The sequence below is a fragment of the Micromonospora sp. WMMD1120 genome (genome assembly GCF_029626235.1).
GTDB lineage: Bacteria > Actinomycetota > Actinomycetes > Mycobacteriales > Micromonosporaceae > Micromonospora.
Map to the genome: position 1 here is coordinate 6,013,911 of NZ_JARUBO010000005.1, position 22,867 is coordinate 6,036,777.

Sequence of the window (22,867 nt, forward strand, 5' to 3'; positions counted from 1 at the left end):
GTCTGCCGGCTCACTGGCTGGCGCCTGCTGGTCGGGTCACGTCCCCTTCTCGGCCGGCGGCCGGCCCTGGGTGCCGTCGCGTCGCGCCCGTTGCGGCACGACCGTGTACTTGGGGTCGCGTGCCGAGACCCTGCCGGCCTCGAAGACGCCGAACCGGGTGGCGACGGACGACGCGACGAGAGCGGCCCCGGCGACCGCCGACAGGACCCGGCTGCGCCGGCTGAACAGCGCGGCGACGGTCCCCACGCCGAGCAGCACGTCCCCGGCCCGGACCAACCGACCGCTGCGCCCCTGCCGGTAGGGCTCGCCGGGCAGGCCCAACCGCTCCATCCGGCGTCCGCCGAGATACTTGACGGTCGCCGCGACGGCGGCGAGTCGCCGCAGCGGAGCGGTCTGGGTGGCGGGCGCCGCGATGAGGCCGACCCCGGTGGCGGCGGCGAGCGCGCTGCCCCCGAAGACGAACGGCAGGAAGGGGTACGCCTCGTGCCAGGCGGGCACGGCGGTGTCGGCGAGCAGCACCCCGGTGTACGTGGCGAGCGCCGGAGCGGTGACCGCGGAGGCCAGCCCGGCGACGTCGCCGACGGTCGGCGCCAGCCGGCGGGCGAGACCGAGGACGCCGTGCTCGGGTAGCCGTGGCGCCAGCTCGGCGACCGCGGCCACGCCGGCGGCCGGGCCGAACGCGGTGAGGATCCAGGTGCCGACCGACATCGGCGAGGTCAGCTTGACCACCCGGAGCATGTGGTGGAACCGCCCCGGTCGGCCGAGGTCGTGCACCAGCAGGTAGGCGCTGGCGCTGATCCCGCCCAACGCGGTCCACCGGCCCACCTGCCGCAGCGCGGGCCGGCCGGTGAGCTGGGCGCCCGCGCCGATGAGCGCTCCCCCGGCGGCGAGGCCCCCGGTGAACAGGTAGCCGGCGATGTCGTGTTTCCACACCGGCGCCTTGAGGATCGGCCGGCCGTAGTAGGAGGTGAAGTCGGCCGCGGGCACGGTGAGCTGCTCGCCGGCGCGGGTCATGGCCGCCTCCCGAGGAACGCGACCACCGTGGCAGCGGTCATCGCCAGGGCGGCGAGGCCGGCACTCTTCCACATCTTCGGCAGGTCCCGGGTGGTGACGACCGGGTCGGGGGGCAGCCCGTACACCTCGGGCTCGTCGAGGAGCAGGAAGAACGCCCCGTCACCGCCGACGCCGTCGTCCGGGTCCTCCCCGTACAACCGCGCCTCGGGCACCCCCCGCTCGTGCAACGTCGCCACCCGCGCCGCGGCCCGCTCCCGCAGCTCGTCGAGGGGACCGTACTGGATCGACTCGGTCGGGCACGCCTGCGCGCACGCGGGCGTCATCCCCGCACCGAGACGGTCGTAGCACAGCGTGCACTTCCACGCCCGACCATCACCCTTACGCTGGTCGATCACCCCGTACGGACACGCCGAGATGCAGTACCCACACCCGTTACAGATGTCCTCCTGCACCACCACGGTGCCGAACTCGGTCCGGAACAACGACCCCGTCGGACACACGTCCAGACACGCCGCATGGGTGCAGTGCTTACAGACGTCCGACATCATCAACCACCGGAAGTCGGTCCGGCCTCCAGCACCCGTGCCGCGCCCCGGCGGCTGCGCCCCCGGCATTCCGAGGAACTCCGGGCCGGCCGACATCCGCGCCGCCGCGCCCGGCGAGCCGGTCGGCAGGCCCGGGTCGGTGCCGGTGTCGGTGCTGGTCAGCGCGCCGACCGCCGCCGTGACCGGGCTGATCGCCGGCCCGTCCGGGTCGCCCCGGAACGCCGGGGACGCCAGGCCGGCCGGGCGGGGCTGTTCGACGAAGGCGACGTGCCGCCAGGAGTTCGCCGTCAACGCCCCGGTGTTGTCGTACGACATGCCCAGCAGGTCCAGGCCGCTCTGCGGCACACCGTTCCACTCCTTGCAGGCCACCTCGCACGCCTTGCAGCCGATGCAGACGCTGGTGTCGGTGAAGAACCCCATCCGCGGCGGCGCCGACGACCACCCGGCGTCCGGCGCCGGGTCCAGCGGGCCGTACAGGGCGTTCGGGTGCGGCATCGGTCAGACCTCCCGGTCCGGGCCGCCGTCGGCGGCGTCGGTCGTGACCTGCGGTGGGTAGTGCGGGCTGAGATCCCCGGACCGCCGCCGGTAGTCCGTGACGAGTTGTTCCAACTCCAGTCCCCGGGGACGTCGTCCGGGCCGGATGTCGCAGGTGCCGACCTTGCTCTCCTGGATCAGCACGTTCGGGTCGAGGCTGATGCCGAACAGGTCGTTCGCCGAGTCGCCGGTGACCAGGCCCTCGAACCCGAAGTGGTACGGCAACCACACCTGGTGGATGATCCGGCCGTCCACGCGCAGCGGGGTCATCCGGTCGGTGACCAGCACCCGCGCCTCGATGGCCGCCCGGGCGGTCACCAGGTGGGCCCAGCCGAGGTGGGTGAGCCCGCGTCCGACCGCCAACTCCGGCGACACCTCGACGAACATCTCCGGTTGCAGCTCCGCCAGCGGCGGCACGGTGCGGCTCATCCCGCCGGCGGTGTGGTGCTCGGTGAGCCGGCTGACCGTGAACACGAACGGGAAGACCTCGCTGTACGGCTCGGGTGGGCTCGGGTTGAGCGTGTTGATCGGGTGGGTGTAGACCTTGCGGGTCGGGTTGGCCTGTTGCCGGTACAGCGGGTTGCGCACCGGCGACTCGACCGGCTCGTAGTGCGTCGGCAGCGGCCCGTCCAGCACGCCTGTCGGCGCGTACAGCCAGCCCTTGCCGTCGCCCTGGAGGATGAACGGGTCGTCGCCGGCGATGCCCGCCACGCCGGAGGCGTCGTGCGCCGGCCGGTACGACGGTGGTTTGGTCTTCTCGAAGTCCGGCACGTCGTAACCGGTCCACTCGCCCTTGTCGGCGTCCCACCACACGTAGCGCTTGCGCTCACTCCACGGGTTGCCGTCCGGGTCGGCCGACGCCCGGTTGTAGAGGATGCGCCGGTTCGCCGGCCACGCCCACCCCCACTCGGGAGCCACCAGGGTCTGCTCCGCGCCGGGTTTGCGACGGGCGGCCTGGTTGACGCCCTCGGCGTACACGCCGGTGTAGATCCAGCAGCCACCGCAGGTGGAGCCGTCGTCCTTCATCTCGGTGAACGAGGCCAGCGGCCGGCCGGTCGCCATGTCGTACCCGTTGATCTCGCGCAGCACCGCCTCGGCGCTCGGCTCCGCGTGCGGGCCGTGCGTGGGGTAGTCCCAGGTCAGGTCGAGCAACGCCCGGTCGCGCGGCCTGGTGGAGGCCGCCAGCCGCTCCCTGATGATCCGGCCGAGGTGGTAGAAGAACCACAGCTCGGAGCGGGCGTCGCCGGGCGGCTCGACGGCCTTCTCCCGCCACTGCAACAACCGCTGCGTCTGGGTGAACGTGCCCTCCTTCTCCACGTGCGACGCCGCCGGCAGGAAGAACACCTCGGTCCGGCACTCCTCCGGCAGGATCTCCCCGGTGGCCACCTCCGGGCCGTTCTGCCAGAACGTGGCACTTTCGATCATGAAGAGGTCCCGGACGACGAGCCAGTCGAGGTTGGCCATCCCGAGGCGCTGCGCCCGACCGTGCGCCGAACCGACCGCCGGGTTCTGACCGAGCAGGAAGTAGCCCTTGACCTTCCCGTCGATCATGTTCAGGACCTGCTGGTACGTGCCGTGGTCGCCGGTCATCCGGGGCAGGTGGCCGTAGCAGTAGTCGTTGTCGGCGGTGGCCGCCTTCCCCCAGTACGCCTTGAGCAGGTTGACACCGTAGGTGCGGGCGTTGCCCCAGAAGCCCTTCTGGCCGGGGTGCGCGATGCTGTCCACCCATGTGTCGAGGGTCGGGTGGTCGGCGTGGTGCGGCATCGGCAGGTAGCCCGGCAGCAGGTTGAACAACGTCGGGATGTCCGTCGAGCCCTGAATGCTCGCGTGCCCGCGCAGCGCCATCACCCCGCCACCGGGACGGCCGACGTTGCCCAGCAGCAGTTGGATGATCGCGCCGGTGCGGATGTACTGCACCCCGACGCTGTGCTGCGTCCATCCGACCGAGTACACGAGCATGCCGGTGCGGTCCCGACCGGAGTTCTCCGTCCACGCCCGCGCCAACTCCAGGAACTTCTCCTGCGGAATGCCGCACACCCGCTCCACCATCTCCGGGGTGTAGCGGGCGTAGTGCCGCCTGAGGATCTGGTAGACGCAGAGCGGGTGCCGCAACGTCTCGTCCCGCTCAGTCTGCCCGCCGACCGGCGCGCCGTGCGACTCGTGCTCCAGCCCGGCGCCGGTCTCGCGCTGGACCTCGGTGTCCCGCGGCGTCTGGGTCTGCGCGTGGCCCTCGTACCGCCAACTGCTCGGGTCGTAGGAGGCGTTCTTCTCCTGGAAGCCGGAGAAGAGGCCGTGCAGGTCCTCGGTGTCGGTGTACTCCTCGGTCACGATCGTCGCGGCGTTGGTGTAGGCCACGACGTACTCCCGGAAGTCCAGCTCGTTCTCGAGGATGTAGCGGATCACCCCGCCGAGCAGGGCGATGTCGGTGCCCGCCCGGATCGGCAGGTACGAGTCGGCCAGTGCGCTGGTGCGGGTGAACCTCGGGTCGACGTGGAAGACCTTCGCGCCGCGACGCTTGGCCTCCATCACCCACTGGAAGCCCACCGGGTGCGCCTCGGCCATGTTCGAACCCTGGATGACGATGACGTCGGAGTTCGACAGGTCCTGCTGGTACTGGGTGGCGCCGCCACGGCCGAAGCTGGTCCCCAGACCGGGGACGGTGGCGGAGTGTCAAATACGGGCCTGGTTCTCGATCTGGAGCGCCCCCATCGCGGTGAACAACTTCTTGATGAGGTAGTTCTCCTCGTTGTCCAGCGTCGCCCCGCCCAGGCTGGAGATGCCGAGGGTGCGGTTGAGCGGGCGGCCCTCGGCGTCCACGTCCTCCCAGGTCTCGTCCCGGGCGGCCAGGACCCGATCGGCGATCATGTGCATCGCCGTCTCGAGGTCGAGGTCCTCCCACTCGGTCGAGTACGGGCGGCGGTAGCGCACCGTGGTCTGCCGCAGCGGGCTGGTCACCAGGCTCCTGCTCGCCGCGCCCTTCGGGCAGAGCCGACCCCGCGAGATCGGGCTGTCCGGGTCACCCTCGATCTGGCTGACCTGCCCGTCCTTGACGAACACCCGCTGCCCGCAGCCGACCGCGCAGTACGGGCAGACGGACTTGGCCACCGAGTCGGCGGTCTCGGTGCGGGCGGTCAGCGCGCGGGAGCCGGCGGACTCGGCCGCGACGCCCCGGCCCAGCGGGTCGGTGCCGGTGAGCTGCCGGTAGACCGGCCAGCCCTCGATCCAGCTCCGCACCCCCATCGGCGCACCTTCCCGACTAATCAGGCCAAATGTGAACAGCCTGACGGTAGCCGAGGGGCGGGTCCGGTCGCAGCGAGATCAGCGCAGACCAGCCTCCCCGGGTGGCCGGGCCGCTACCCGGTGACGGGGTGCTCGTTGAAGGTGCGGTAGCGGCGCAGCTCCCAGAACAGCCAGCCGATGCTGACGAGCGCCACCACGACGAAGACCAGCGAACCGGTGAACGTGTCCCAGAGGGTGTGCAGGGCGACGACACCCACGAACGTGCCGATGAAACCCACCAGCCGGCGGGCGCTCGGGCTGGCCAGCAGCGCCCAGAGCGCGCCGGCGGTCAACCCGGTCCAGGCGGTGTGACCGGCCGGAGCGGTCACCCCACGGATGAACAGGGTCTGCTCCACCGCGCCGATGTTGCCCTGCGAACTGAGCAGCGCGCTGAACGCGTACCCCATCGTCTCCAGGGCGGCGAAGCCCATCCCGGCGGCCACGCCGATGACCAGCCCGTCCGAGGGCACCCGCCGGGCGTGTCGGGCCACCACAGTGAACAGCAGCACCACCGGCACGATCAGCTTCGCCGACTCCTCGATCAGCGCCACGAAGACCATGGGCAGGGTGCCGAGGCCGCGCAGGGTGTCGTACTCCAGCGTGCCGGCGACCACAGTGCCGATCACCCCGCCGAAGAAGGCCGACGTCACCAGCGCCGACGCCGGCACCTGCCACCGCCCGGTCCGCGCCTGCGCGAACGTCAGGAACGTCAACGGCACCAGCGTCGCCCCGAGCAGGATCAGCGCCGGCACGAAGTTCGGATTCTTGGTGCTGACGAGGGTGCGCAGCACCGCCAGGTAGAGGACCAACCCGACGACGAAGACCGCAACCCACGCCCACCGGCGCGACCGTTCACCCATAGCGCGCAGTGTGGCGGATCAACGTGACGAACGCCAGACAGGGCGCCGCCGTCCGCCGACCCCGACCCATCGGCGTTCACCCTTGATCAACTCGATTTTCAGGCAAGTCGGCGTGTCATCCGCCGCGGGAAGCCCCGATGTCCGGAAAGTCGAGTTGATCAGTGGACGGAGAGATCTGCGGCGCCGCCCCACACGTCGGGTCAGACGACGTGCACCAGCCGAAAGCGCTCGGTGACGACCAGCGTGTCGTCGTCCACGGTGAAGTCGGGATCGGCCAGCTCGGCGCGCACCTCCGGACTGTGCCAGAACGCCTCGTGACCCGCGCGCCACTGCGCCACCGACTCGTCGCCCTCGCCCTCGTCCTGCGCGTGCCGTAGGTCGACGTCGGCGAGCCGGACCACCCGTACGTCGGTCAGCTCGATGACCGCGACCCGCTTGCCCGCCGAGTCCACCACGGCGGACCGCTCCCCCACCTCGGGCAGCGGCTCGTTCGCACGTTCGTACCCGATCAGCAGGCCGGTCGTCGAGGTCTTCGCGCCGGACAGGATCGCGGCGACGAGCGCGTCCCGCAGCGGCCCCGGGAACGCGAACTCGGCCAGCGGAAGATCGTCCAGGTCCATCAGCGGAGGGTACGCGAGCCGGCGCCTGGATGGGTCGGGGCGTCAACGGGTGGTCATACGCCTGGCACCGCGCCGGCCACCCCACCATGTCGAGCGGTATACCTCAGAGGCATATTCATGCCTCTGAGGTATACCGCGCACTACCGCATCCGCCCCTCCGGAAGTGACGCGCGGTCACCTCCGGACACGCAGTACACGTCGCCGGAGTTCGCCTCGTGCGGCAACCCGGCGAGGTACGCGGCCATGTCGCTCGCGGACACCCAGCGCTGGAACGTCATCGACTTGTCGTCACCCAGCGCAACGTCGAAGCCGTCGACGCCGAGCGCGCCGAGGCGGTCGAGGCACCGGTCGGCGACCGGACGCGCGATGGTGGTGAACTCGAACGAGAGCGCGGGCAGCGGCCGGCTCAGGCCGGCCAGCACCTCGTCCTCGAAACCCTCCACGTCGATCTTGGCGAAGGTCGGCACGCCGTACTCCTGGATGAGGGTGTCGACGGTGACCACCGGGACCTCGATGGCCGTGTCCCACACCTCGCTCTCCCACCCGCCCGCGCCGTCCGCCGCCCGGACGAAGTCGGCCGAGGCGGTCGACACCGTCGGGTTGGCCGAGTTGACGTGGAAGCGGGTGCGACCGGCGACCGCGCCGCAGGCCGCCTCGACGATCGTCACCTGGTCGTCGTCGGCGTAGATCGCCCGGAGGGCACGCAGACACAACGGCTGCGGCTCCACGGCCACCACCACGGCCCCGAGCCGGCGGAAGCTGCCGATGTGGTCGCCCACGTGAGACCCGATGTCGAAGACCAGGTCCCCGGCGGTGACGAACCGGGAGTAGAAGGCGTCCATCCGCGCGTCGCGCTCGACGTCGCCGTAGTACACGTCGAGCGACCGGCGCAGCGGGGACAGGGCCGGATCAACCCGGAGCGCGGCGATGGTGTCGGTGCTGCCTGTCATGGTCGGGGTCCAGTCTCTCGCGGGTGGCCGGGTCACGACGGGCCGAAGGTGGTCAGGAAGCGGTCCCGGAAGGCGTCCATCCGCCAGACCGGGGCCTGCGGTCCCGGTTTGAGCCCGTCCTGCCAGCCCCATCCGGAGATCCGGTCCAGCACGGCCCGGTCCCGGGTGACGATGCTGATCGGGACGTCGTGGCTGGCGTTCTCGCCGGTGACGACGGCGGCCGGTTGGTGGTCACCGAGGACGATGAACACCAAGTCGTCGTCGCCGTAGGTCTGCACGTAGGAGATGAGGCTGTTCAGCGTGTACTCGATGGAGGTGCGGTAGTCGGCCTTGATCTGGCGGGCGGTGCGCCGCTTGTCGTCCGACGCGCCGCCGGGCCTGCGGAAGGACGAGCCGTCGCCGATGTTCGCCCAGTCGACCACCTGCGGTACGGGCGTCCAGGGGGCGTGGCTGGACACCAGCGCCAGCTCCGTCATCGTCGGCCTGTCGTCCTCGCGGGCCTGCTCGAGGCGCCGCCAACTGGCCAGGGTGTACTGGTCCGGCATGGTGCCGAAGCTGAACTTCGAGCCCCGGTACGCGAGCGACCTGGCGTCGTAGAAGCGGTCGTAGCCGTAGAAGGACCCCTCCGGCCACGCCTTGGTGACGGCGGGCATCACTCCCACGGTCTCCCAGTTCGCCCGGCGGAAGGCGCCGTTGAGGGTCATCCGGTCGCTCGCCAACAGGGTGCGGTGCCGCTGGTCGTTGTCGATCCAGAGACCGGACAGGAGGGTGGCGTGCGCGAGCCAGCTGCCGCCGCCGAAGGTCGGCGAGGTGAGGAAGCCGCTGCGCGCGCCGAACCCCGCGGCGCCCAGCCGGCTGGCGCCGTCGTCGAGGACCGCGCCGATCTGCGGGGCGAACTCCGGGTCCTCGACCGCGTCGCGGCCGTAACTCTCCACGAAGGAAATGACCACGTTCTTGCCCCGCAGCGCGGTGAGGAGCTGGTCACCCGGGGTGTCGCCGAACGGGTCCTGCTCGATCAGCGCGCCGAACGTCTCCCGGTCGTCGAGACGCAGGCGCACCTGGAACCCGTGCCCGTTGGCCAGGGTGGTGGCGGAGGTGTCGGCGATCGGCGAACCCTCGACCACCCGCACGTTGAACGCGGCGCAGACCACCCAGACGACCACCAGCGCCGTCACGACCCGGGTGGTCCCGGTGCGGTGCCCGACCAACGGGTTACGCAGCCGTCGCACCGACAGGGTGACCAGCACGGGCAGGCCGACGACCAGGACCGCCAGCGCGGCAGCGACCGCGATGGCGGTGGGCCGACCGTACGACTCGCTGAGGAAGGCGAACCCCTCGTCGAGCAGGGCCCAGTCGAGGACCGGGTCGAACGCCCGGCTGAGCGCGGCGGAGAACCCCAGGTCGAGCAGCTTCAGCAGGCCGAGCAGGCCGAGCGCCGCGCCGACGACGGTGGCGACCAGCCGACTCCACCGAGTCGGCAGGGCGAGCAGGAGGGCGACGGCCAGCAGCGCCTCCAGCGGGACCCGCACGAACGCCGCCGGGGTGAGGCGGCCGAAGTCGTACGGCAGGGTGAGCACGGTCAGCACGAGCAGCGCGGCCAGGACGGTCACCAGCCGGGCGAGGACGGTACGCCGGCGCGGCGGCGGGTCGACGCCGCCGTCGGTGGCACCCTCCGGGTGTGCGTCAGGCATCGCCCTCCGTTCCTGGTGCGGCAGCCGACGTACGCGCGTCACGAGCGACAACCCGGGCATCCTTCCATGATCACTGATGGGCGGGGCGTGTGGGTGGCTCAGACGCGGGCCGTCCCGCCCCGGGAAAGAACCGCCGACCGGTGCTCCGGCCAAGGCAGCAACAGCTCGGCCTTGCCCACCCCCAGCCCGGCGCCGACGTGCCCGGCGTGCAGGCTGGCCGCGCTGGCGGCGTGGGCCAGCCCGGCCGCGATCTCGTGCCGCGTGCTCCGCCGCAGGTGACGGGTCGTCCACAGCCAGCGCACGTCGCGTCCGAACGACTCGAGGAGCAGCGCCAGCGACGCCAGCACCAGCACCGTGGTCGGCATCGCGGGCAACGCGCCGCCCATCGCCACCGTCAGCACCACGCCCTGGATCGCCGCCACGACCTTGCGCCAGTAGCGCGGCGGCAGCGACCCGCGCATCCACCCCAGCACCCAACTGGCGGCGACGAACACGTACCGCATCGCGCCGATCAGGAGCACCCACGCCCCCACCGTGGGTGCCACGTACACGCAGAGCACCAGGACCAGGAAGGAATCGATCTCCATGTCGAAGCGCGCGCCCAGCGCGGTGCTGGTCCCGGTGCGGCGGGCCGTGTACCCGTCCACCGCGTCGAGGACCAGCGCCACGCTGGTGAGGACGACGATGACCGCGACCGGCGCCGGCCGGTTGAACGACTCCACCACCAGGGCGGTCACACCGCCGGTCAGGATCGCCCGGGTCAACGTCACCCGGTCCGCCGGGCTCAGGCCGCGTGCGGCCGACCGGGTCAGACCCCGGCTGAGCAGGAGGCACAGCGCCATCCCGTACGCCAGCCCGGCCGCCCACCCCGCCGCGCCCAGGCCGACCGTCTCCGCGAGCGCCGCCAGCACGACGATCTGCACGATCAGCCCGAGGACCGGACCCGTTCGAAGCGTTGCCATCGTGCCTCCGTGACTCTGGTGGGTGACCCTGACCGTCATCACGGGAACCATGACCGATCGGTTCATTTTGAGCGCGACTCACCAGGGTTGTGCCGGAGGACGTGCCCCGGGAACGGCCGACTAATCGTCAGCGGCCGTCGGGATCGGGACTGTCGGGTCAGGACCGGGGCAGGGTGAGCACCTCGGCTCCGTCGTCGGTGATGGCGATCGTGTGCTCGCTGTGCGCCGTCCGGCAGCCGGTCACACTGCGCAGTGTCCAACCGTCGCGGTCGGTGACCAGGGTGGCGGTGTCCGCCATCACCCACGGCTCCAGCGCCAGCAGCAGCCCGGGGCGCAGCCGGTAGCCGCGACCGGGCCGCCCGGTGTTGGAGACGTGCGGGTCCTGGTGCATCGTCGAGCCGACGCCGTGGCCGCCGAACTCGGTGTTGATCGAGTAGCCCGCCGCGCCGAGGACGGTGCCGATGGCGTGGGAGATGTCCCCGATGTGGGCTCCCGGGCGGGCGGCGGCGATGCCGGCGGCCAACGCCCGCTGGGTCGCGTCGATGAGCGCGACGCTCTCCGCCGGCCGCGCGTCTCCCACGATGAAGCTGATCGCCGAGTCGGCGACGACCCCACCCAGCGAGACCGCGAGGTCGAGGCTCAGCAGGTCCCCGTCGGCGAGCCGGTAGTCGTGCGGCAGCCCGTGCAGCACGGCGTCGTTGACCGACGTGCAGATGTAGTGGCCGAACGGCCCGCGCCCGAAGGACGGCTCGTAGTCGACGTAGCAGGACTGCGCCCCGGCCTCGACGATCATCTCGTGCGCCCACCGGTCGATGTCGAGCAGGTTGGTGCCGACGCGGGCGCGACTCTTCAGCGCCTGGAGAATGCTGGCGACCAGGGCGCCGGTGGCCCGCGCCCGCGGCAGGTCGGTCGGGTCCAGAATCTCGATCATGCGGCGCCCTCCTCGGACCAATAAGTATCCCGGCCATATTATCCCGGTACTAGAATCGCGTCATGGTCAGGTTGCCGCTCACTCCCGCCGAGGTCGAACGCGGTCAGCGCCTCGGCGCCCTGCTGCGCCGAGCCCGGGGAGAGCGGTCGATGCTCCTCACCGCCCTCGACGCGGGCGTGTCGCCGGAGACCCTCCGGAAGATCGAGTCCGGCCGCATCGCCACCCCCGCCTTCCCCACGATCGCGGCGATCGCCGACGTCCTCGGCCTCTCCCTCGACGCCGTCTGGGCCGAGATCAACACGTCGGACGACGGGGTGGCGCTCGCCCCTGCCGAGCGACAGTCGCGCGAGCGGCTGGCCTCGTAACCCGGGGAACAGGCCCGTCCCGGCCGACGAGCGACCGGGACCAGCGGGTACGGAGTCTCAGGAGGCGGTGGTGAGACGGCCGTCCTCCCCGACGGTCGTCGTGGTACCCGGGTCGCCACCGCCGACGGAGGCGGCGGTTCTGGCCTACCGCGCAGCGGACGGGCGGAAACCGCCGGTCAGGTCGCGTCCGGCAGCCACGGGGCGAGCACCGAGGGGTCGGCCACGTACGCCTGGGCCTGCTCGCGCTCCGCGGCGGTGAGGGTCAACGCGCGCAGGCGGGCGCCCCACTCGGATATCTGCTCCGCCTTCTCCAGAGCGATGGCCAACTCGATCAGCCCGGCCAGCGCCATCGCCTGCTCGACCACCGGAGCGTCCTCGGCGCGGCGGCGCATCCCCGAGTCCAACGCCCGGTAGGCCGCCCGGTCGTCGGTCTTGAACTCCCGCAGTATCCGCGCGTTGTCCAGCACCCGGGCCAGACCCTCCAGCTTCTTCGACCCGCCGTACTCCACCTCCTCCGGCTCGTCCCGGCGGATGAAGGTGATGGTGTTGCCGGACGGGTCGACGACGCTGAACCGGGACGCCCCGGCCCGGTAGCGGGTCATCCGGGGCAGCCCCTTGATGAGCACCTTGCCGTAGGCGCGACGCATCGCCTCGGCGAACGCCGCGTGGTACGGCGCGACAGCGTCGACCATCACCAGGCAAGCGCCGGAGAACTCCTTCGCCGGGTCCAGGTCCTTCGGGGCCGGCCCGTAGTGCAGCTGGAACCCGCTCCACGCGAAGGCCAGGTACACGTACGGCTTGAGTTGCTGGTAGGTCACCTCGAACCCGAGCGCCCGCCAGAACGCCAGGGTCTCCTCCGGCGCCGGGCAGGGCAGCAGCGGCACCGTGGTCTCGTTCGGCTGGACTCTGTCCGCACTGGTCGTCATTCGGCGCTCCCGGTCCGGTCGGCAGGCCGGCCATTGTGCCAGGACGAGGCACCGTGTCGCCGTCTCCTACCCGGGGAGGAGGCCCGCTCCGCCCACCGGCCGCGACCGGGGCTTTCGGTCGGACGCCGACGACGGGCACCGCCAGGAGCATCTACAGACATGACAGTCACCCTGCGCCGGGCGGCACACTGGCACCGCCCACTGATGGTCTTCGTGTCCACGATGGCGGCGCTCGCCGTCGTCACCACCGTCGGCATCGTCGCCGACCCCCGCGTCCTCACCGGCGCGCCGATCTGGCTCAAGCCGTTCAAGTTCGCGGTGTCCTTCGTGCTCTACGGCGGCACGCTGGCCTGGATGCTCAGCCTGCTGCCGAGGCGCAGCCGCGTGGCGGAGCGGGCGGTCACCGTCATCGTCGCGGTCGCGGTGATCGAGATGGTGGTGATCGTCGCCCAGGTGGTACGCGGACAGACCAGCCACTTCAACGACAGCAGCCCGCTGAACACCGCGCTGTTCGCCATCATGGGAGCGGCGATCATGGTGCTCTTCGTCGCACACCTCGTCCTCGGGATCGTGCTGCTGATCCGGCGGATCCCCGACCGGGTGGCCAACCGCGCGGTCGGCTGGGGCCTCGGACTGTCCGCGCTCGGCATGCTCGCGGCGGTGCCGATGACGCTGCCGATCCAGGACCCGGGCATCGAGGGGATCTCCGGGGCGCACAGCGTGGGCGTCGTCGACGGCGGGCCGGGGTTGCCCGTGCTCGGCTGGAGCACCACGGGCGGTGACCTGCGGATCGGGCACTTCGTGGGGTTGCACGCCCTCCAGGCGCTGCCGATACTGGCGATCGTGCTGAGCCGGTTCGCCACCCGACTGGACGAGCGCACCCGGGCCCGGCTCGTCGTCGTGGCGGGCACCGCGTACGGCGTACTCACCGTGTTGTTGACCTGGCAGGCCCTGCGCGGGCAGCCGCTGCTGCGCCCGGACGCGCTCACGCTGGCCGCGGTGGCGGCGCTGGCGGTCGCGACAGCGACCGCCGCCGGCTTGGTGCTGGCCCGCCGCCGCCGTCCGGAACTGGCGCTGGCCGCGTGACCGCAACGCTGTTCACGGTGACGTTCGCGGTGGCCGCGCCGTTCTGGGCGCTGATGATCCTGCTGCCGCGCTGGTCGTGGACCGCCCGGATCATCGCCTCGCCGCTGATCGTGCTGCCGGTCGTGGTGATCTACGCCGTGCTGGTGCTCCCGGCGTTCGGCGAGGTCCTGCCGGCGGTGGCGTCGCCGACCCTCGACGGGGTGCGTGACCTGCTCGGCACCGCCGACGGTGCGGCGGCGGGCTGGGCGCACATGGTCGCGTTCGATCTGTTCGTCGGTCGCTGGGCGTGGCTGGACAGCCGGGAACGGGGGGTGCCGGCGCTGGTCATGGGGCCGGTGCTGGTGCTGACCATCCTGCTCGGACCGCTCGGCCTGGCCGCGTACCTCGCGGTGCGGCCCCGCTGGCGGCGGCCGGTGACCGACCCGCCGCGCCTAGGCTGACGTCGTGGGCTGGCTGGGTCGACTGTTCGACATTCGCAACAGTCTCGTGCGGATGGCGCTGCTCATCCTCAGCGGACTGTGCTACCTGGTCGTCGTCCCGCACTCGGCCCGCCCACCGACGGTGACACAGTGGATTCTCGCGCTGCTCGCGTTCGCCGTGGGGCTGGCGGCGCACCACCGCACGGTGGTCAACCTGGTGGCGCAGGCGGGCCTGCTGGCGGTCGCGATCTGGCAGGTCGACGACGCCACGATCAACCAGGTGGGGGCCAGTTGGGCGCTCCTGGAAGTCACCATGCGGGCGCGGCGGGCGGCGACGGTCTGGCCGGCCACCGCCCTGCTGGTGGTGGTCAACCTGTCCGGCTCGATCGGCGACCCCGCCCGCCAGGTCGTCTCCGGTGTCGTCGGGTTGGCCCTGGAGGTCGGCGTGCCGGTGCTGCTCGGCCTGGTCATCCGCGCCAACCGGGAGTTGGGTCGGCAGGCGGTCGAGCGGGCCGCCGCCGAGCAGCGCCGGCAGGAGTCGGAGAGCCGGGCCGCACGCGCCGACGAGCGCAGCGCCATCGCCCGCGAGCTGCACGACGTCGTCGCGCACCACGTGGCGTCGATGGTCCTGCGGGTCGGTGTCGCCCGGCACGTGCTCACCGACCTGGACCCCCGGGTGGGCGCGGTCTTCGACGACGTGCACGGCACCGGCACCGCGGCCCTCGCGGAGCTGCGCCGGCTGGTCGCGGTGCTGCGCGACCCCGACGGGGTACGCGGCGACGCGGCGCTGACCGCGATCGAGCCCTCGGCGCTGCCGGCGGCGATCGGCGCGGCCGTCGACCGGGCCCGGCAGGCCGGCGTCACCGTGGAGGCCGACCTGGACCCGGCGATCGGTACGCTCGACGCGGCGCGCGGCATGGCGGTGCTGCGACTGACCCAGGAGGCGCTGACCAACGTGGCCAAACACGCGGGGACGGCAGCGCTCGCGCACGTCGAGATAGCCGTGCGCGACGGGTCCGTGCACTGGTCGGTCACCGACGACCGGCGCGGTGGAGCACCGGCGGGGCTGCCGAGCGGGGGCGGGCACGGCATCACCGGAATGCGGGAACGCGTCGAGGTCCTGGGCGGTCGGCTGGAGGTGGGCCCGACCGACACCGGGTGGCGGGTGCGGACGGTCCTGCCGGCGGTGGCCGCCGGGTCGCCGCTGCCACGGGAGCGGGAGGCGCCGGCCGCCTCGCCCGCGCCGGAGCCGGCGTGATCCGGGTGCTGCTGGTCGACGACCAGCACCTCATCCGCGCCGGGCTGCGCATGCTCTGCGACGCGCAGCCCGACATCGAGGTCGTCGGAGAGGCCGACAACGGCCGCGAGGCGATCAGCCTCGCCGCGCGGCTGCTGCCGGACGTCGTCGTCATGGACCTGCGCATGCCCGGTGTCGACGGGATCACCGCGACCAGCCGGATCCTGGCCGAGCGTCCCGCCACCCGGGTCCTGGTGCTGACCACGTTCGGCGACGACGACCACCTCTATCCCGCGCTGACCGCCGGCGCCTGCGGGTTCCTGCTCAAGGACGCGCCGCCGACCGAGCTGCTGGACGGCATCCGCAGGGCGGCCGTCGGCGACAGCCCGTTCAGCCCGGAGGTGCTACGGCGTCTCGTGCAGCGCGCGGTGCACGCCCGACCGGACACCCCTCCGGCGCTGTCCGGGCTGACCGCCCGGGAACGGGACGTGCTGCACCTGGTCGCCGAGGGCCTGTCCAACAGTGAGATCGCCGACCGGCTCCACATCGGCGTCACCACCGTCAAGACCCACATCACCAGCCTGATGACAAAGACCGACAGCCCCAACCGGGTACGCCTGGCGCTGTGCGCCCGGGGCGTCTGACGCTCGGCCGCGGCGACACCGGCGAGAATTGTTCCTCGTATACGCTTCGTCCCGACCGTTCACGGAGGGGCGACCAGGTGGCTGACGACCTGCGGGACACACTCGGCGCGCAACACCTGCCGCTACGCGACCAGGTCCTCGCCGCCCTGCGGACCGCCATCATCGACGGCGACTACCTGCCCGGCGAACGCCTCACCGAGGACCGCCTGGCCGAGGACTTCGGTGTCTCGCGCAACCCCGTGCGGGAGGCGTTGCGGGTCGCCGAGGCGGAGGGTTTCGTGGTGATCCTTCCCCGCCGGGGCGCTGTCGTCGCGTCGCCGAGCAGCGGCACCATCGCCGACATGTTCGCCGTCCGCGAGCGCCTGGAGACGCTGGCCGCCCGCCTGGCCGCCGAACGGGCAACGCCGGCGGACGTGGCGGTCCTGCGCGAGCTGCTCGACCAGGGCCGGGCGGCGACCCAACGGCAGGACCTGGCCCGGGTGGCCGAACTGAACAGCATGCTGCACCTGCGCATACTCCAGATCAGCGGCAACCCGTGGCTGTCGTCGATAGCCAAGTCGCTCTACCTCCACGTCCAGTGGGTCTTCCGGCTCGGGGCAGCCGAACGCGCGCCGCACTCGTGGGCCGAGCACATCCAACTCGTCGACGCCATCGAGTCAGGCGACGGTGACCGCGCCGAGCGGGCCGCGCTGGACCATCTCGACGCCGCCTCCGCCGCCGCCCACGAGAACGCCGAGGGTGGCTACGCCATCCGCTAACGACCGCACGCGTAGCCCTGCATCCCTCGGGGGTTCGAGCCGGCGGCCAGCACCCCCGTCGCCGGGTCGCGGGTCACCGCGCAGAGCCGACCGAGGCTCCACCCGTCGCCGACCCGCACCTCGTGCCCGTACGCCCGCAGGTCCGCCAGCACGCCCGGGTCGTACCGCTCCTCCACCACCAGGACGCCGGGCTCCATGTCGCGCGGGTAGAACGACCCCGGCAGGCTGAGCGTGTGCCAGGCGGGGGCGTCGATGGCCTCCTGGAGCGGCTGTCCGCCGACGAGGTGCCGCAGCAGGAACGGCAGCTGCCACTGGTCCTGCTGGTCGCCGCCCGGGGTGCCGCAGGCCAGCACCGGCACACCGTCGCGGTGCACCATCGTGGGGCTCAACGTGGTGCGCGGTCGACGGCCCGGGGCCAGCGACGAGGCGAGCCCCTCCTCCAGCCAGAACATCTGCAACCTGCTGCCCAGCGGGAAGCCCAACTCGGGGATGGTCGGCGAGCTCTGCAACCAGCCGCCGCTGGGGGTAGCGGAGATCATGTTGCCCCAGCGGTCGACCACGTCCACGTGGCAGGTGTCGCCCCTGGTCACCCCGTCCGACCGCACCGTCGGCTCGCCGGTGGTCGGGTCCGCCGGATCGGCCCGCCGCGACGCCCCCGGCAGGACGTGCGCCGGCAGGCGTGGCCGCGCCCCGTCCGGACACCCCGGTCGCAGCTCGGCCGACGCGCGCGCACCGATCAGGCCGGCCCGCTCCCGCGCGTAGCGCGGGGAGAGCAGCGCCTTGCCGGGTACGTCGACGCCGTCGCCGTACCACGCTTCCCGGTCGGCGAAGGCGAGCTTGAGCGCCTCGGCCTGGGCGTGCACACCGGCCGCCGTGCCCGTCTCGTACGCGCCGGGGTCGTCCAGCGCGTCCAGTGTGGACAGCGCCTGCAACAGCACCGGCCCCTGGCCCCAGAAGCCGGTCTTCGCCACCGAGTAGCCCCGCCAGTCCACTGTGGCGGGCTCCTCCCAGGTCGCCGAGAACGCGGCCAGGTCGTCGCCGGTGACCAGCCCGGCGTGCGGTTCCCCGCTGGAGTCCTGGAACGGCCGTCGGCTGAACGCGTCGATCGCCTCGGCGACGAAACCCGTACGCCAGGCCCGGCGGGCCGCCTCGATCTGCGCCTCCCGGTCGGCGCCGGCCGCCTGCCCGGCGTCGACGAGCCGGCGCAGCGTGTCCGCGTACGCCGGATTGGTGACCATCTCCCCGGCGGACGGTGGCCGGCCGCCGCGCAGCCAGAGCGCGGCGGAGGTGGGCCAGTGCTCCTCGAACAGCGACCGCACCGCCGCCACGGTGGCCCCGACGCGGCCGACCAGCGGGTGGCCGGCGGCGGCGTAGCCGATCGCCGGCTCCAGCACCTCGGCGAGGGTGCGCGTGCCGTGCTCGCGCAGCAGCAGGAGCCAGGCGTCCACCGCGCCGGGCACGGCCGCCGCGAGCGGCCCGGCGCCCGGGATGAGGTCCATCCCGAGGGACCGGAAGTGCGCGATGGTCGCCCCGGCGGGCGCCGGACCCTGCCCGCACAGCACCCTCGGCCGGGGGTCCCGGGCGGTGGCGACGATCGCGGGCACCTCGCCGCCCGGCCCGTTCAGGTGCGGTTCGACCACGTGCAGGACGAACCCGGCGGTCACCGCGGCGTCGAAGGCGTTGCCCCCGCGTTCGAGGACGCCCATCGCCGCCTGGCTGGCCAGCCAGTGCGTGGAGGACACCATGCCGAAGGTGCCCTGCAACGTCGGTCGGGTGGTGAACGTCATGACAACACCTCACTGGGCTGCGCACGTCGACGATGTGGGAAGCGTATGTCGCGCCGCGGAAAGGGTCCGGTGGCGGTGGAAGCGGCGACCGGGGCGCCGCTTCCACCGCGGGCGGTCAGCTCCCGGCCGAGTTGTACGCCCGCGCCGTCACGGTGGCCTGACGGGCCAGACCGGCCCGGGCGGGCCAGGAGATCCGCACCGCACGGGTCTCCCCCGGCAGCAGCCAGAAGTAGTTGTCGCTGTAGCGCGCCGGCAGCACCCGGTCGCCGCGCTGGTCGCGGACGGCGAGGCGGACCAACGCCGCGACGGTACGACCCTGGTTGCGGACCGTCGTGGTGACGGTGTTGCGCCCGTCCACCACCCGTACCGTGCTGGACGAGGTCGACAGCCGGGTGCTCGGCAGGTCGTTGAGCGCCCGCATCTGCTCGGGGGTGTCGTAACGCCAGTAGGTGTTCTCGGCCAGCAGCCGGTCGTGGCCGTCGCGCAGCTCCAGCCGCACCAGGTGCAGCCCACCGTCGTCCGGGGCGGCGACCGGGAAGACCGGCGTCGTGGCCGAGCGGGCCACGTCCACCCGCTGGCGCTGCGCCGCGCCCAGCGGCCGGCCGTTCAGGTCGTGGCGTCGGGCGCTCACCGTGACCCCGTCCAGCGGCGCGGCGGTGTGGTTGACCACCCGGACCTGCCAGGTGCCCGGGTCGGCCTGCACGTGCACCGGCTCACACCCCTTGCGGGCACCGTAGTACGCGCCGTTGACGTCCAGGTCGTAGTCGTAGGTCTGCCACACCGTGCTGTGCCACGCCGGGTGCGACATCCACAGCAGCAGGCCGGTGGCGTCCCGCCACAGGTTGGCGTTCCACGCCTCGAACATGGCGCGGTGGCTCTCGTAGTTGACGAACTGCGCCCGGGTGGCGAAGTCGTCGAGCGAGTCGGACGCACCGAGCCGCGCGTCGATCGCCGCCTGGTACGTGCCGACGCGCTGGTTACCGACCGTCGACCAGTCGTGGTGGTTCCACACCTCGCCGATCGGCCACTGCGGCGCGTCGCCGACGAGGTTGCGCATGCTCTCGACCACCGACACGACGGGCATGCCGATCTCGGTGTGGAAGCCGAACGAGTCCGCCTCGTAGATCGTCGCGTCGGTGTAGGTGCTCGGGTCGACCCAGTGGTACGGGCCGCGCCCGCTCACGATGCCGCTGGCCGAGTTGGGGATGTAGAGGATCTCCGGGTGTTCGGTGCTGACGGCCTGCTTGAGGCCGGCGTCGACGATCGGCGGCGGGTCGCCCTCGTTGGCGCCGCACCAGACCACGATGCTCGGGTGGTGCCGGAACCGCCGGATGGTGTCGGCGGCGATGTCGACGTAGCCGGGCGGGTTGGGCAGGAAGGCGCCGGCCTGCCAGAAGTCGTTCCAGACCAGGATGCCGTGCTCGTCGCAGGCCCGGTACAGCTCCTCGCGGTTGCTGCTGCCGAGCCAGTTGCGGATCATCGTGAAGTTCATGTCGCGGTGCATCTCGACCGTGTCGGCCAACCGGTCGGGCAGCACCCGGCGCAGCAGCTCGTCCCAGCCCCAGTTGCCGCCCCGGGCGAACACCGGCACCCCGTTGACGCTGATCTTCAGCTCGGTGATCTTGTTGCTGACCGACTTCACGTCCGTCCAGGAGCGCCCGTCGGCGGAGACCTGGATGACGAAGTCGCGGGCGTACGCCTGCTCCCACACGATGGCGACCTGGTCGAAGCTGGCCGGAGCGCCGAGGTCGACCTGGATCCACTGGTTGTCCTCGAACCTGGAGGACCACCGGGTCCGGGGGTTGCCGTCGACAGCGCGGTCCGGGCCGGTGGAGTCGCCGTCCGACGACGACGCGGTGGCCGTCCGGCCCAGGGCGAGGTCGACGCCCGGCTCGGACTGCCGCCGCACCGAGAGCGTCCACATGGACACCCCCCACGAGGTCGCCCGCGCCCCGGTCTGGATGCGCAGGTACCGTGCGGTCTGGCTGGCGAAGCTCTCGACCTGCTCGGCGCGGCTGCCCAGCGGGGTGTCGTTGCGGACCGACGTCACGTCCGTCCAGGCGTCCCCGTCCGCGGAGACCCGGACCCGGAAGTCCAGCGCGTACGCCTGCTCCCACACGATGGTGACCCGGTCGAAGTCGACGGCCGCGCCGAGGTCGACCTGGATCCACTGGTTGTCCTCGGCCCGCGAGGCCCAGCGGGTCGACGCGTCGCCGTCGACGGCGCGGGCGGGCACGTTGCTGTCGTTCTCCGACGACGACGCGGTGGCGTCGCGGCGCAGGGCGAGGTCCGGGCCGGCGCCGTCGGCCACCGACAGCGCGTACATCGAGATCCCCCAGCCGGTGGCGCGCTGGCCGGCCTGGATGCGGACGTGCCGGGCGTGCTGCCTGTCGAACGTGACGGTCTGGGTCGCGGCGCCGTCGACGAACTCCAGCGGCGGCCTGCCGGGCGGGGAGATCACGATCGGCTGGTGCCAGTCGTAGGCGAACTCGCGGACACCGAAGCGCAGCTCATGCCGGTCGCTGACCGCGCGCCCGACGGTGGCGGTGAGCGTCAGGTCGTACAGGTGGGGCTCGCCGTAGCCGTTGGGCCACCACAGCCGGGGATTGCGCAGGCGCAGCGCGGGGAAGCGGTCCGGCGCGAAGGTGACAGTGGTGCTCGCGCCAGCCGGAACGGTGACGGTGGACTCGACGCGTACCCTGTCGAACTCCGCGCGGACGGTGACGGTCGCGGCGGCGGCCGTCGCGTTGCGGACCGGCACCCGGATGGTGACCTCGGCGGTGTCGGTCTTCGGCAGGTCCGGCAGCGTGGTCTGCACGTGCGGGTCGCCGACCACGACCGGGCCGGTGCTGCGCAGGCGGACGTGGTCCCACAGGCCGGTGACCCGGTCGCGCACGGCGGGCATCCAGTCCCACCCGGACACCGCCAGGTAGGTCGGCGCGTCCAGGTAGTGGTGGGCAGACTGGAGGAAGGTCCGACCGTCGGGGCCCTTGTCGCCGGGGGTGCCCTGGTGCGGCATCGGGGTGACCCGGACGGCGAGGACGTGCTCACCCCGCTGACCGGCCAGGGCGTCGGTGATGTCGAAGGCCGCCCGCGCGAACGGGTGCGTGACGCTGCCGACCTGTACGCCGTTGACCCAGGCGGTCGCCTCGTGGTTGATGCCGTCGAACTCCAGCCAGATCCGTCGACCGGGCGAGGTGTCCAGCCCGCGCGGCAACCGCAGCGCCCGCCGGTACCACCAGGTGTGCCGGGACAGCGCCTCCGGGATGCGCATGTTGTTGAACCCGCTCACCGGGTCGGGGAGGTGGCCCTGCTCGACCAGGGTGCCCAGCACCGTGCCGGGCACCGTCGCCGGGAGCCAGGAGCTGACGTCGACGCCGGCGCGGGACAGCTCCGCGCCGTCGGTGGTGCCCGCGAAGTCGTCCATCGTCAACGACCAGCCGGACTCCAGCGGCACCGTGCCGTCGGCGGCCACCGCGAGGTCGGGGGCCGGGCGCCTGTTGCCGCCCTCCCAGCTCGTCCAGCCCTCGGCCTTCGGCCGCCCGGCCAGGGGCACGCCGTACACCTGGAAGCCGTTGAGGCCCACCGGGTTGCTGTTCGAACGCCTGGTGGCGGTCATCCGGATCCACCGGGCCTCGACCGGCGTGGGCAGCGTGATCTCCTGCACCCCGCCCTGCCCGTCGGCCGTCTCGTACACCGACCGCCAGGCGCGGTTGTCGGTGGAGACCTCGATCCGGTACGCGGTGGCGGCGCTGGACAGGATCTCGTCGCCGTCGGTCTCGGTGTAGTTGCCGTCGAAGGGTCCGTCGGCGAGCGTGGCCTCGAAGACCAGCGTCACGGCCTCGACCCGGCACAGCGCCTGGAGGTCCACGGCGATCCACTGGGGATCGCCGGTGGCGGCCCGCCACCCGCTGCCCCGCACGCCGACCTGCGGCAATCCGTCCACCGCGAAGCTGGCAGGCGTGGGCGCGTAGTCGGTCGAGGAGGCCGTCACCGGGCGGTACCGGGCCAGGTCGGTGGCGGTCCGACCGCCCGCCGGCGTCGCCGGGGCGGCGGCCGCCACGGCGTCGGGCAGGAGCGCGGTCACCCCGACCGACGCCAGCAGCGTCGCTCCGGCGGAGAGGAAGGTACGCCGCGAGACGGGCGTGGGCTCGGACATCGTGCCTCCAGACGTGACAACGTTGTCAGATGGTGGGGATCGGTGACAACGTTGTCGAATGGTGTCCCGATGTGTCGTCGGAGTCAAGAGCTGGGGTTCA

Annotated in this window: 17 protein-coding genes and 1 pseudogene; 6 read left to right on the plus strand and 12 right to left on the minus strand. The window is 72.4% G+C overall.

Annotation, left to right across the window (positions count from 1 at the left end):
• Positions 1 to 36 precede the first annotated feature (36 nt).
• From nrfD to map, 9 genes and pseudogenes are all read right to left on the minus strand, one after another.
• Positions 37 to 1,014: an NrfD/PsrC family molybdoenzyme membrane anchor subunit gene (gene nrfD / locus O7634_RS27740; RefSeq protein ID WP_278153067.1), complete on the minus strand. Its 978-nt coding sequence runs from the start codon at positions 1,012 to 1,014 to the stop codon at positions 37 to 39.
• Entirely contained in the window at positions 1,011 to 2,054 is a 1,044-nt protein-coding gene (locus O7634_RS27745) for a 4Fe-4S dicluster domain-containing protein (protein ID WP_278153068.1), read from the minus strand. The genes nrfD and O7634_RS27745 overlap by 4 nt, the downstream gene beginning before the upstream one ends.
• A gap of 3 nt (positions 2,055 to 2,057) precedes the next feature.
• Positions 2,058 to 5,333, minus strand: coding sequence for a formate dehydrogenase (gene fdh / locus O7634_RS27750; protein WP_278153069.1), 3,276 nt, complete (start codon positions 5,331 to 5,333; stop codon positions 2,058 to 2,060).
• A gap of 113 nt (positions 5,334 to 5,446) precedes the next feature.
• Positions 5,447 to 6,232 (minus strand): PrsW family glutamic-type intramembrane protease, encoded by a 786-nt coding sequence (locus O7634_RS27755; RefSeq protein ID WP_278153070.1) that lies wholly within the window; start codon positions 6,230 to 6,232, stop codon positions 5,447 to 5,449.
• A gap of 200 nt (positions 6,233 to 6,432) precedes the next feature.
• On the minus strand, positions 6,433 to 6,852 hold the full coding sequence (locus O7634_RS27760) for an ASCH domain-containing protein (RefSeq protein ID WP_278153071.1): 420 nt from the start codon (positions 6,850 to 6,852) through the stop codon (positions 6,433 to 6,435).
• Between the two features lie 140 nt (positions 6,853 to 6,992).
• On the minus strand, positions 6,993 to 7,802 hold the full coding sequence (locus O7634_RS27765) for an FkbM family methyltransferase (RefSeq protein WP_278153072.1): 810 nt from the start codon (positions 7,800 to 7,802) through the stop codon (positions 6,993 to 6,995).
• Positions 7,803 to 7,834: 32 nt separating this feature from the next.
• Complete coding sequence (locus tag O7634_RS27770; protein ID WP_278153073.1) at positions 7,835 to 9,493, minus strand: sulfatase-like hydrolase/transferase; 1,659 nt, start codon at positions 9,491 to 9,493, stop codon at positions 7,835 to 7,837.
• A gap of 287 nt (positions 9,494 to 9,780) precedes the next feature.
• Positions 9,781 to 10,455, minus strand: a pseudogene (locus tag O7634_RS27775) (CDP-alcohol phosphatidyltransferase family protein); the annotation flags it as partial.
• Positions 10,456 to 10,612: 157 nt separating this feature from the next.
• Positions 10,613 to 11,386: a type I methionyl aminopeptidase gene (gene map, locus O7634_RS27780; RefSeq protein WP_278153074.1), complete on the minus strand. Its 774-nt coding sequence runs from the start codon at positions 11,384 to 11,386 to the stop codon at positions 10,613 to 10,615.
• Positions 11,387 to 11,448: 62 nt separating this feature from the next.
• Between map and O7634_RS27785 the strand changes: the two genes are divergently transcribed.
• Positions 11,449 to 11,751, plus strand: coding sequence for a helix-turn-helix transcriptional regulator (locus O7634_RS27785; RefSeq protein ID WP_278153075.1), 303 nt, complete (start codon positions 11,449 to 11,451; stop codon positions 11,749 to 11,751).
• Positions 11,752 to 11,927: 176 nt separating this feature from the next.
• Here O7634_RS27785 and O7634_RS27790 read toward each other — a convergent pair whose 3' ends face one another.
• Positions 11,928 to 12,677 (minus strand): glyoxalase, encoded by a 750-nt coding sequence (locus O7634_RS27790; protein WP_278153076.1) that lies wholly within the window; start codon positions 12,675 to 12,677, stop codon positions 11,928 to 11,930.
• 159 nt (positions 12,678 to 12,836) lie between these two features.
• On the opposite strand from O7634_RS27790, the gene O7634_RS27795 reads away from it, so the two are divergent.
• From O7634_RS27795 to O7634_RS27815, 5 genes are all read left to right on the plus strand, one after another.
• Entirely contained in the window at positions 12,837 to 13,763 is a 927-nt protein-coding gene (locus O7634_RS27795; RefSeq protein WP_278153077.1) for a hypothetical protein, read from the plus strand.
• Positions 13,760 to 14,203 carry an ABA4-like family protein gene (locus O7634_RS27800; RefSeq protein ID WP_278153078.1) on the plus strand — a complete coding sequence of 148 codons (444 nt, stop codon included), beginning with the start codon at positions 13,760 to 13,762 and terminating at the stop codon, positions 14,201 to 14,203. Before O7634_RS27795 ends, O7634_RS27800 begins: the two co-directional genes overlap by 4 nt.
• A 4-nt stretch (positions 14,204 to 14,207) precedes the next feature.
• Complete coding sequence (locus O7634_RS27805) at positions 14,208 to 15,440, plus strand: histidine kinase (RefSeq protein ID WP_278153079.1); 1,233 nt, start codon at positions 14,208 to 14,210, stop codon at positions 15,438 to 15,440.
• Positions 15,437 to 16,063 carry a response regulator transcription factor gene (locus O7634_RS27810; protein WP_278153080.1) on the plus strand — a complete coding sequence of 209 codons (627 nt, stop codon included), beginning with the start codon at positions 15,437 to 15,439 and terminating at the stop codon, positions 16,061 to 16,063. Before O7634_RS27805 ends, O7634_RS27810 begins: the two co-directional genes overlap by 4 nt.
• Positions 16,064 to 16,140: 77 nt before the next feature.
• Positions 16,141 to 16,821: a GntR family transcriptional regulator gene (locus tag O7634_RS27815; protein ID WP_278153081.1), complete on the plus strand. Its 681-nt coding sequence runs from the start codon at positions 16,141 to 16,143 to the stop codon at positions 16,819 to 16,821.
• Here O7634_RS27815 and O7634_RS27820 read toward each other — a convergent pair.
• Both O7634_RS27820 and O7634_RS27825 read right to left on the minus strand, forming a co-directional pair.
• The gene (locus O7634_RS27820) at positions 16,818 to 18,608 is read right to left on the minus strand and encodes a gamma-glutamyltransferase family protein (protein WP_278153082.1); all 1,791 of its coding nucleotides are present in this window, start codon (positions 18,606 to 18,608) and stop codon (positions 16,818 to 16,820) included. The two genes, O7634_RS27815 and O7634_RS27820, sit on opposite strands and share 4 nt — an antisense overlap.
• 115 nt (positions 18,609 to 18,723) lie before the next feature.
• Entirely contained in the window at positions 18,724 to 22,767 is a 4,044-nt protein-coding gene (locus O7634_RS27825) for a discoidin domain-containing protein (RefSeq protein WP_278153083.1), read from the minus strand.
• Between the last annotated feature and the right edge of the window lie 100 nt (positions 22,768 to 22,867).

Coding starts and splice junctions, on each gene's coding strand:
- O7634_RS27745 (WP_278153068.1), bottom strand. CDS start 2,054: ATGCCGCACCCGAACGCCCTGTACGGCCCGCTGGACCCGGCGCCGGAC.
- O7634_RS27790 (WP_278153076.1), bottom strand. CDS start 12,677: ATGACGACCAGTGCGGACAGAGTCCAGCCGAACGAGACCACGGTGCCG.
- O7634_RS27825 (WP_278153083.1), bottom strand. CDS start 22,767: ATGTCCGAGCCCACGCCCGTCTCGCGGCGTACCTTCCTCTCCGCCGGA.
- O7634_RS27755 (WP_278153070.1), bottom strand. CDS start 6,232: ATGGGTGAACGGTCGCGCCGGTGGGCGTGGGTTGCGGTCTTCGTCGTC.
- O7634_RS27820 (WP_278153082.1), bottom strand. CDS start 18,608: ATGACGTTCACCACCCGACCGACGTTGCAGGGCACCTTCGGCATGGTG.
- O7634_RS27795 (WP_278153077.1), top strand. CDS start 12,837: ATGACAGTCACCCTGCGCCGGGCGGCACACTGGCACCGCCCACTGATG.
- O7634_RS27785 (WP_278153075.1), top strand. CDS start 11,449: ATGGTCAGGTTGCCGCTCACTCCCGCCGAGGTCGAACGCGGTCAGCGC.
- nrfD (WP_278153067.1), bottom strand. CDS start 1,014: ATGACCCGCGCCGGCGAGCAGCTCACCGTGCCCGCGGCCGACTTCACC.
- O7634_RS27760 (WP_278153071.1), bottom strand. CDS start 6,852: ATGGACCTGGACGATCTTCCGCTGGCCGAGTTCGCGTTCCCGGGGCCG.
- O7634_RS27770 (WP_278153073.1), bottom strand. CDS start 9,493: ATGCCTGACGCACACCCGGAGGGTGCCACCGACGGCGGCGTCGACCCG.
- O7634_RS27765 (WP_278153072.1), bottom strand. CDS start 7,802: ATGACAGGCAGCACCGACACCATCGCCGCGCTCCGGGTTGATCCGGCC.
- map (WP_278153074.1), bottom strand. CDS start 11,386: ATGATCGAGATTCTGGACCCGACCGACCTGCCGCGGGCGCGGGCCACC.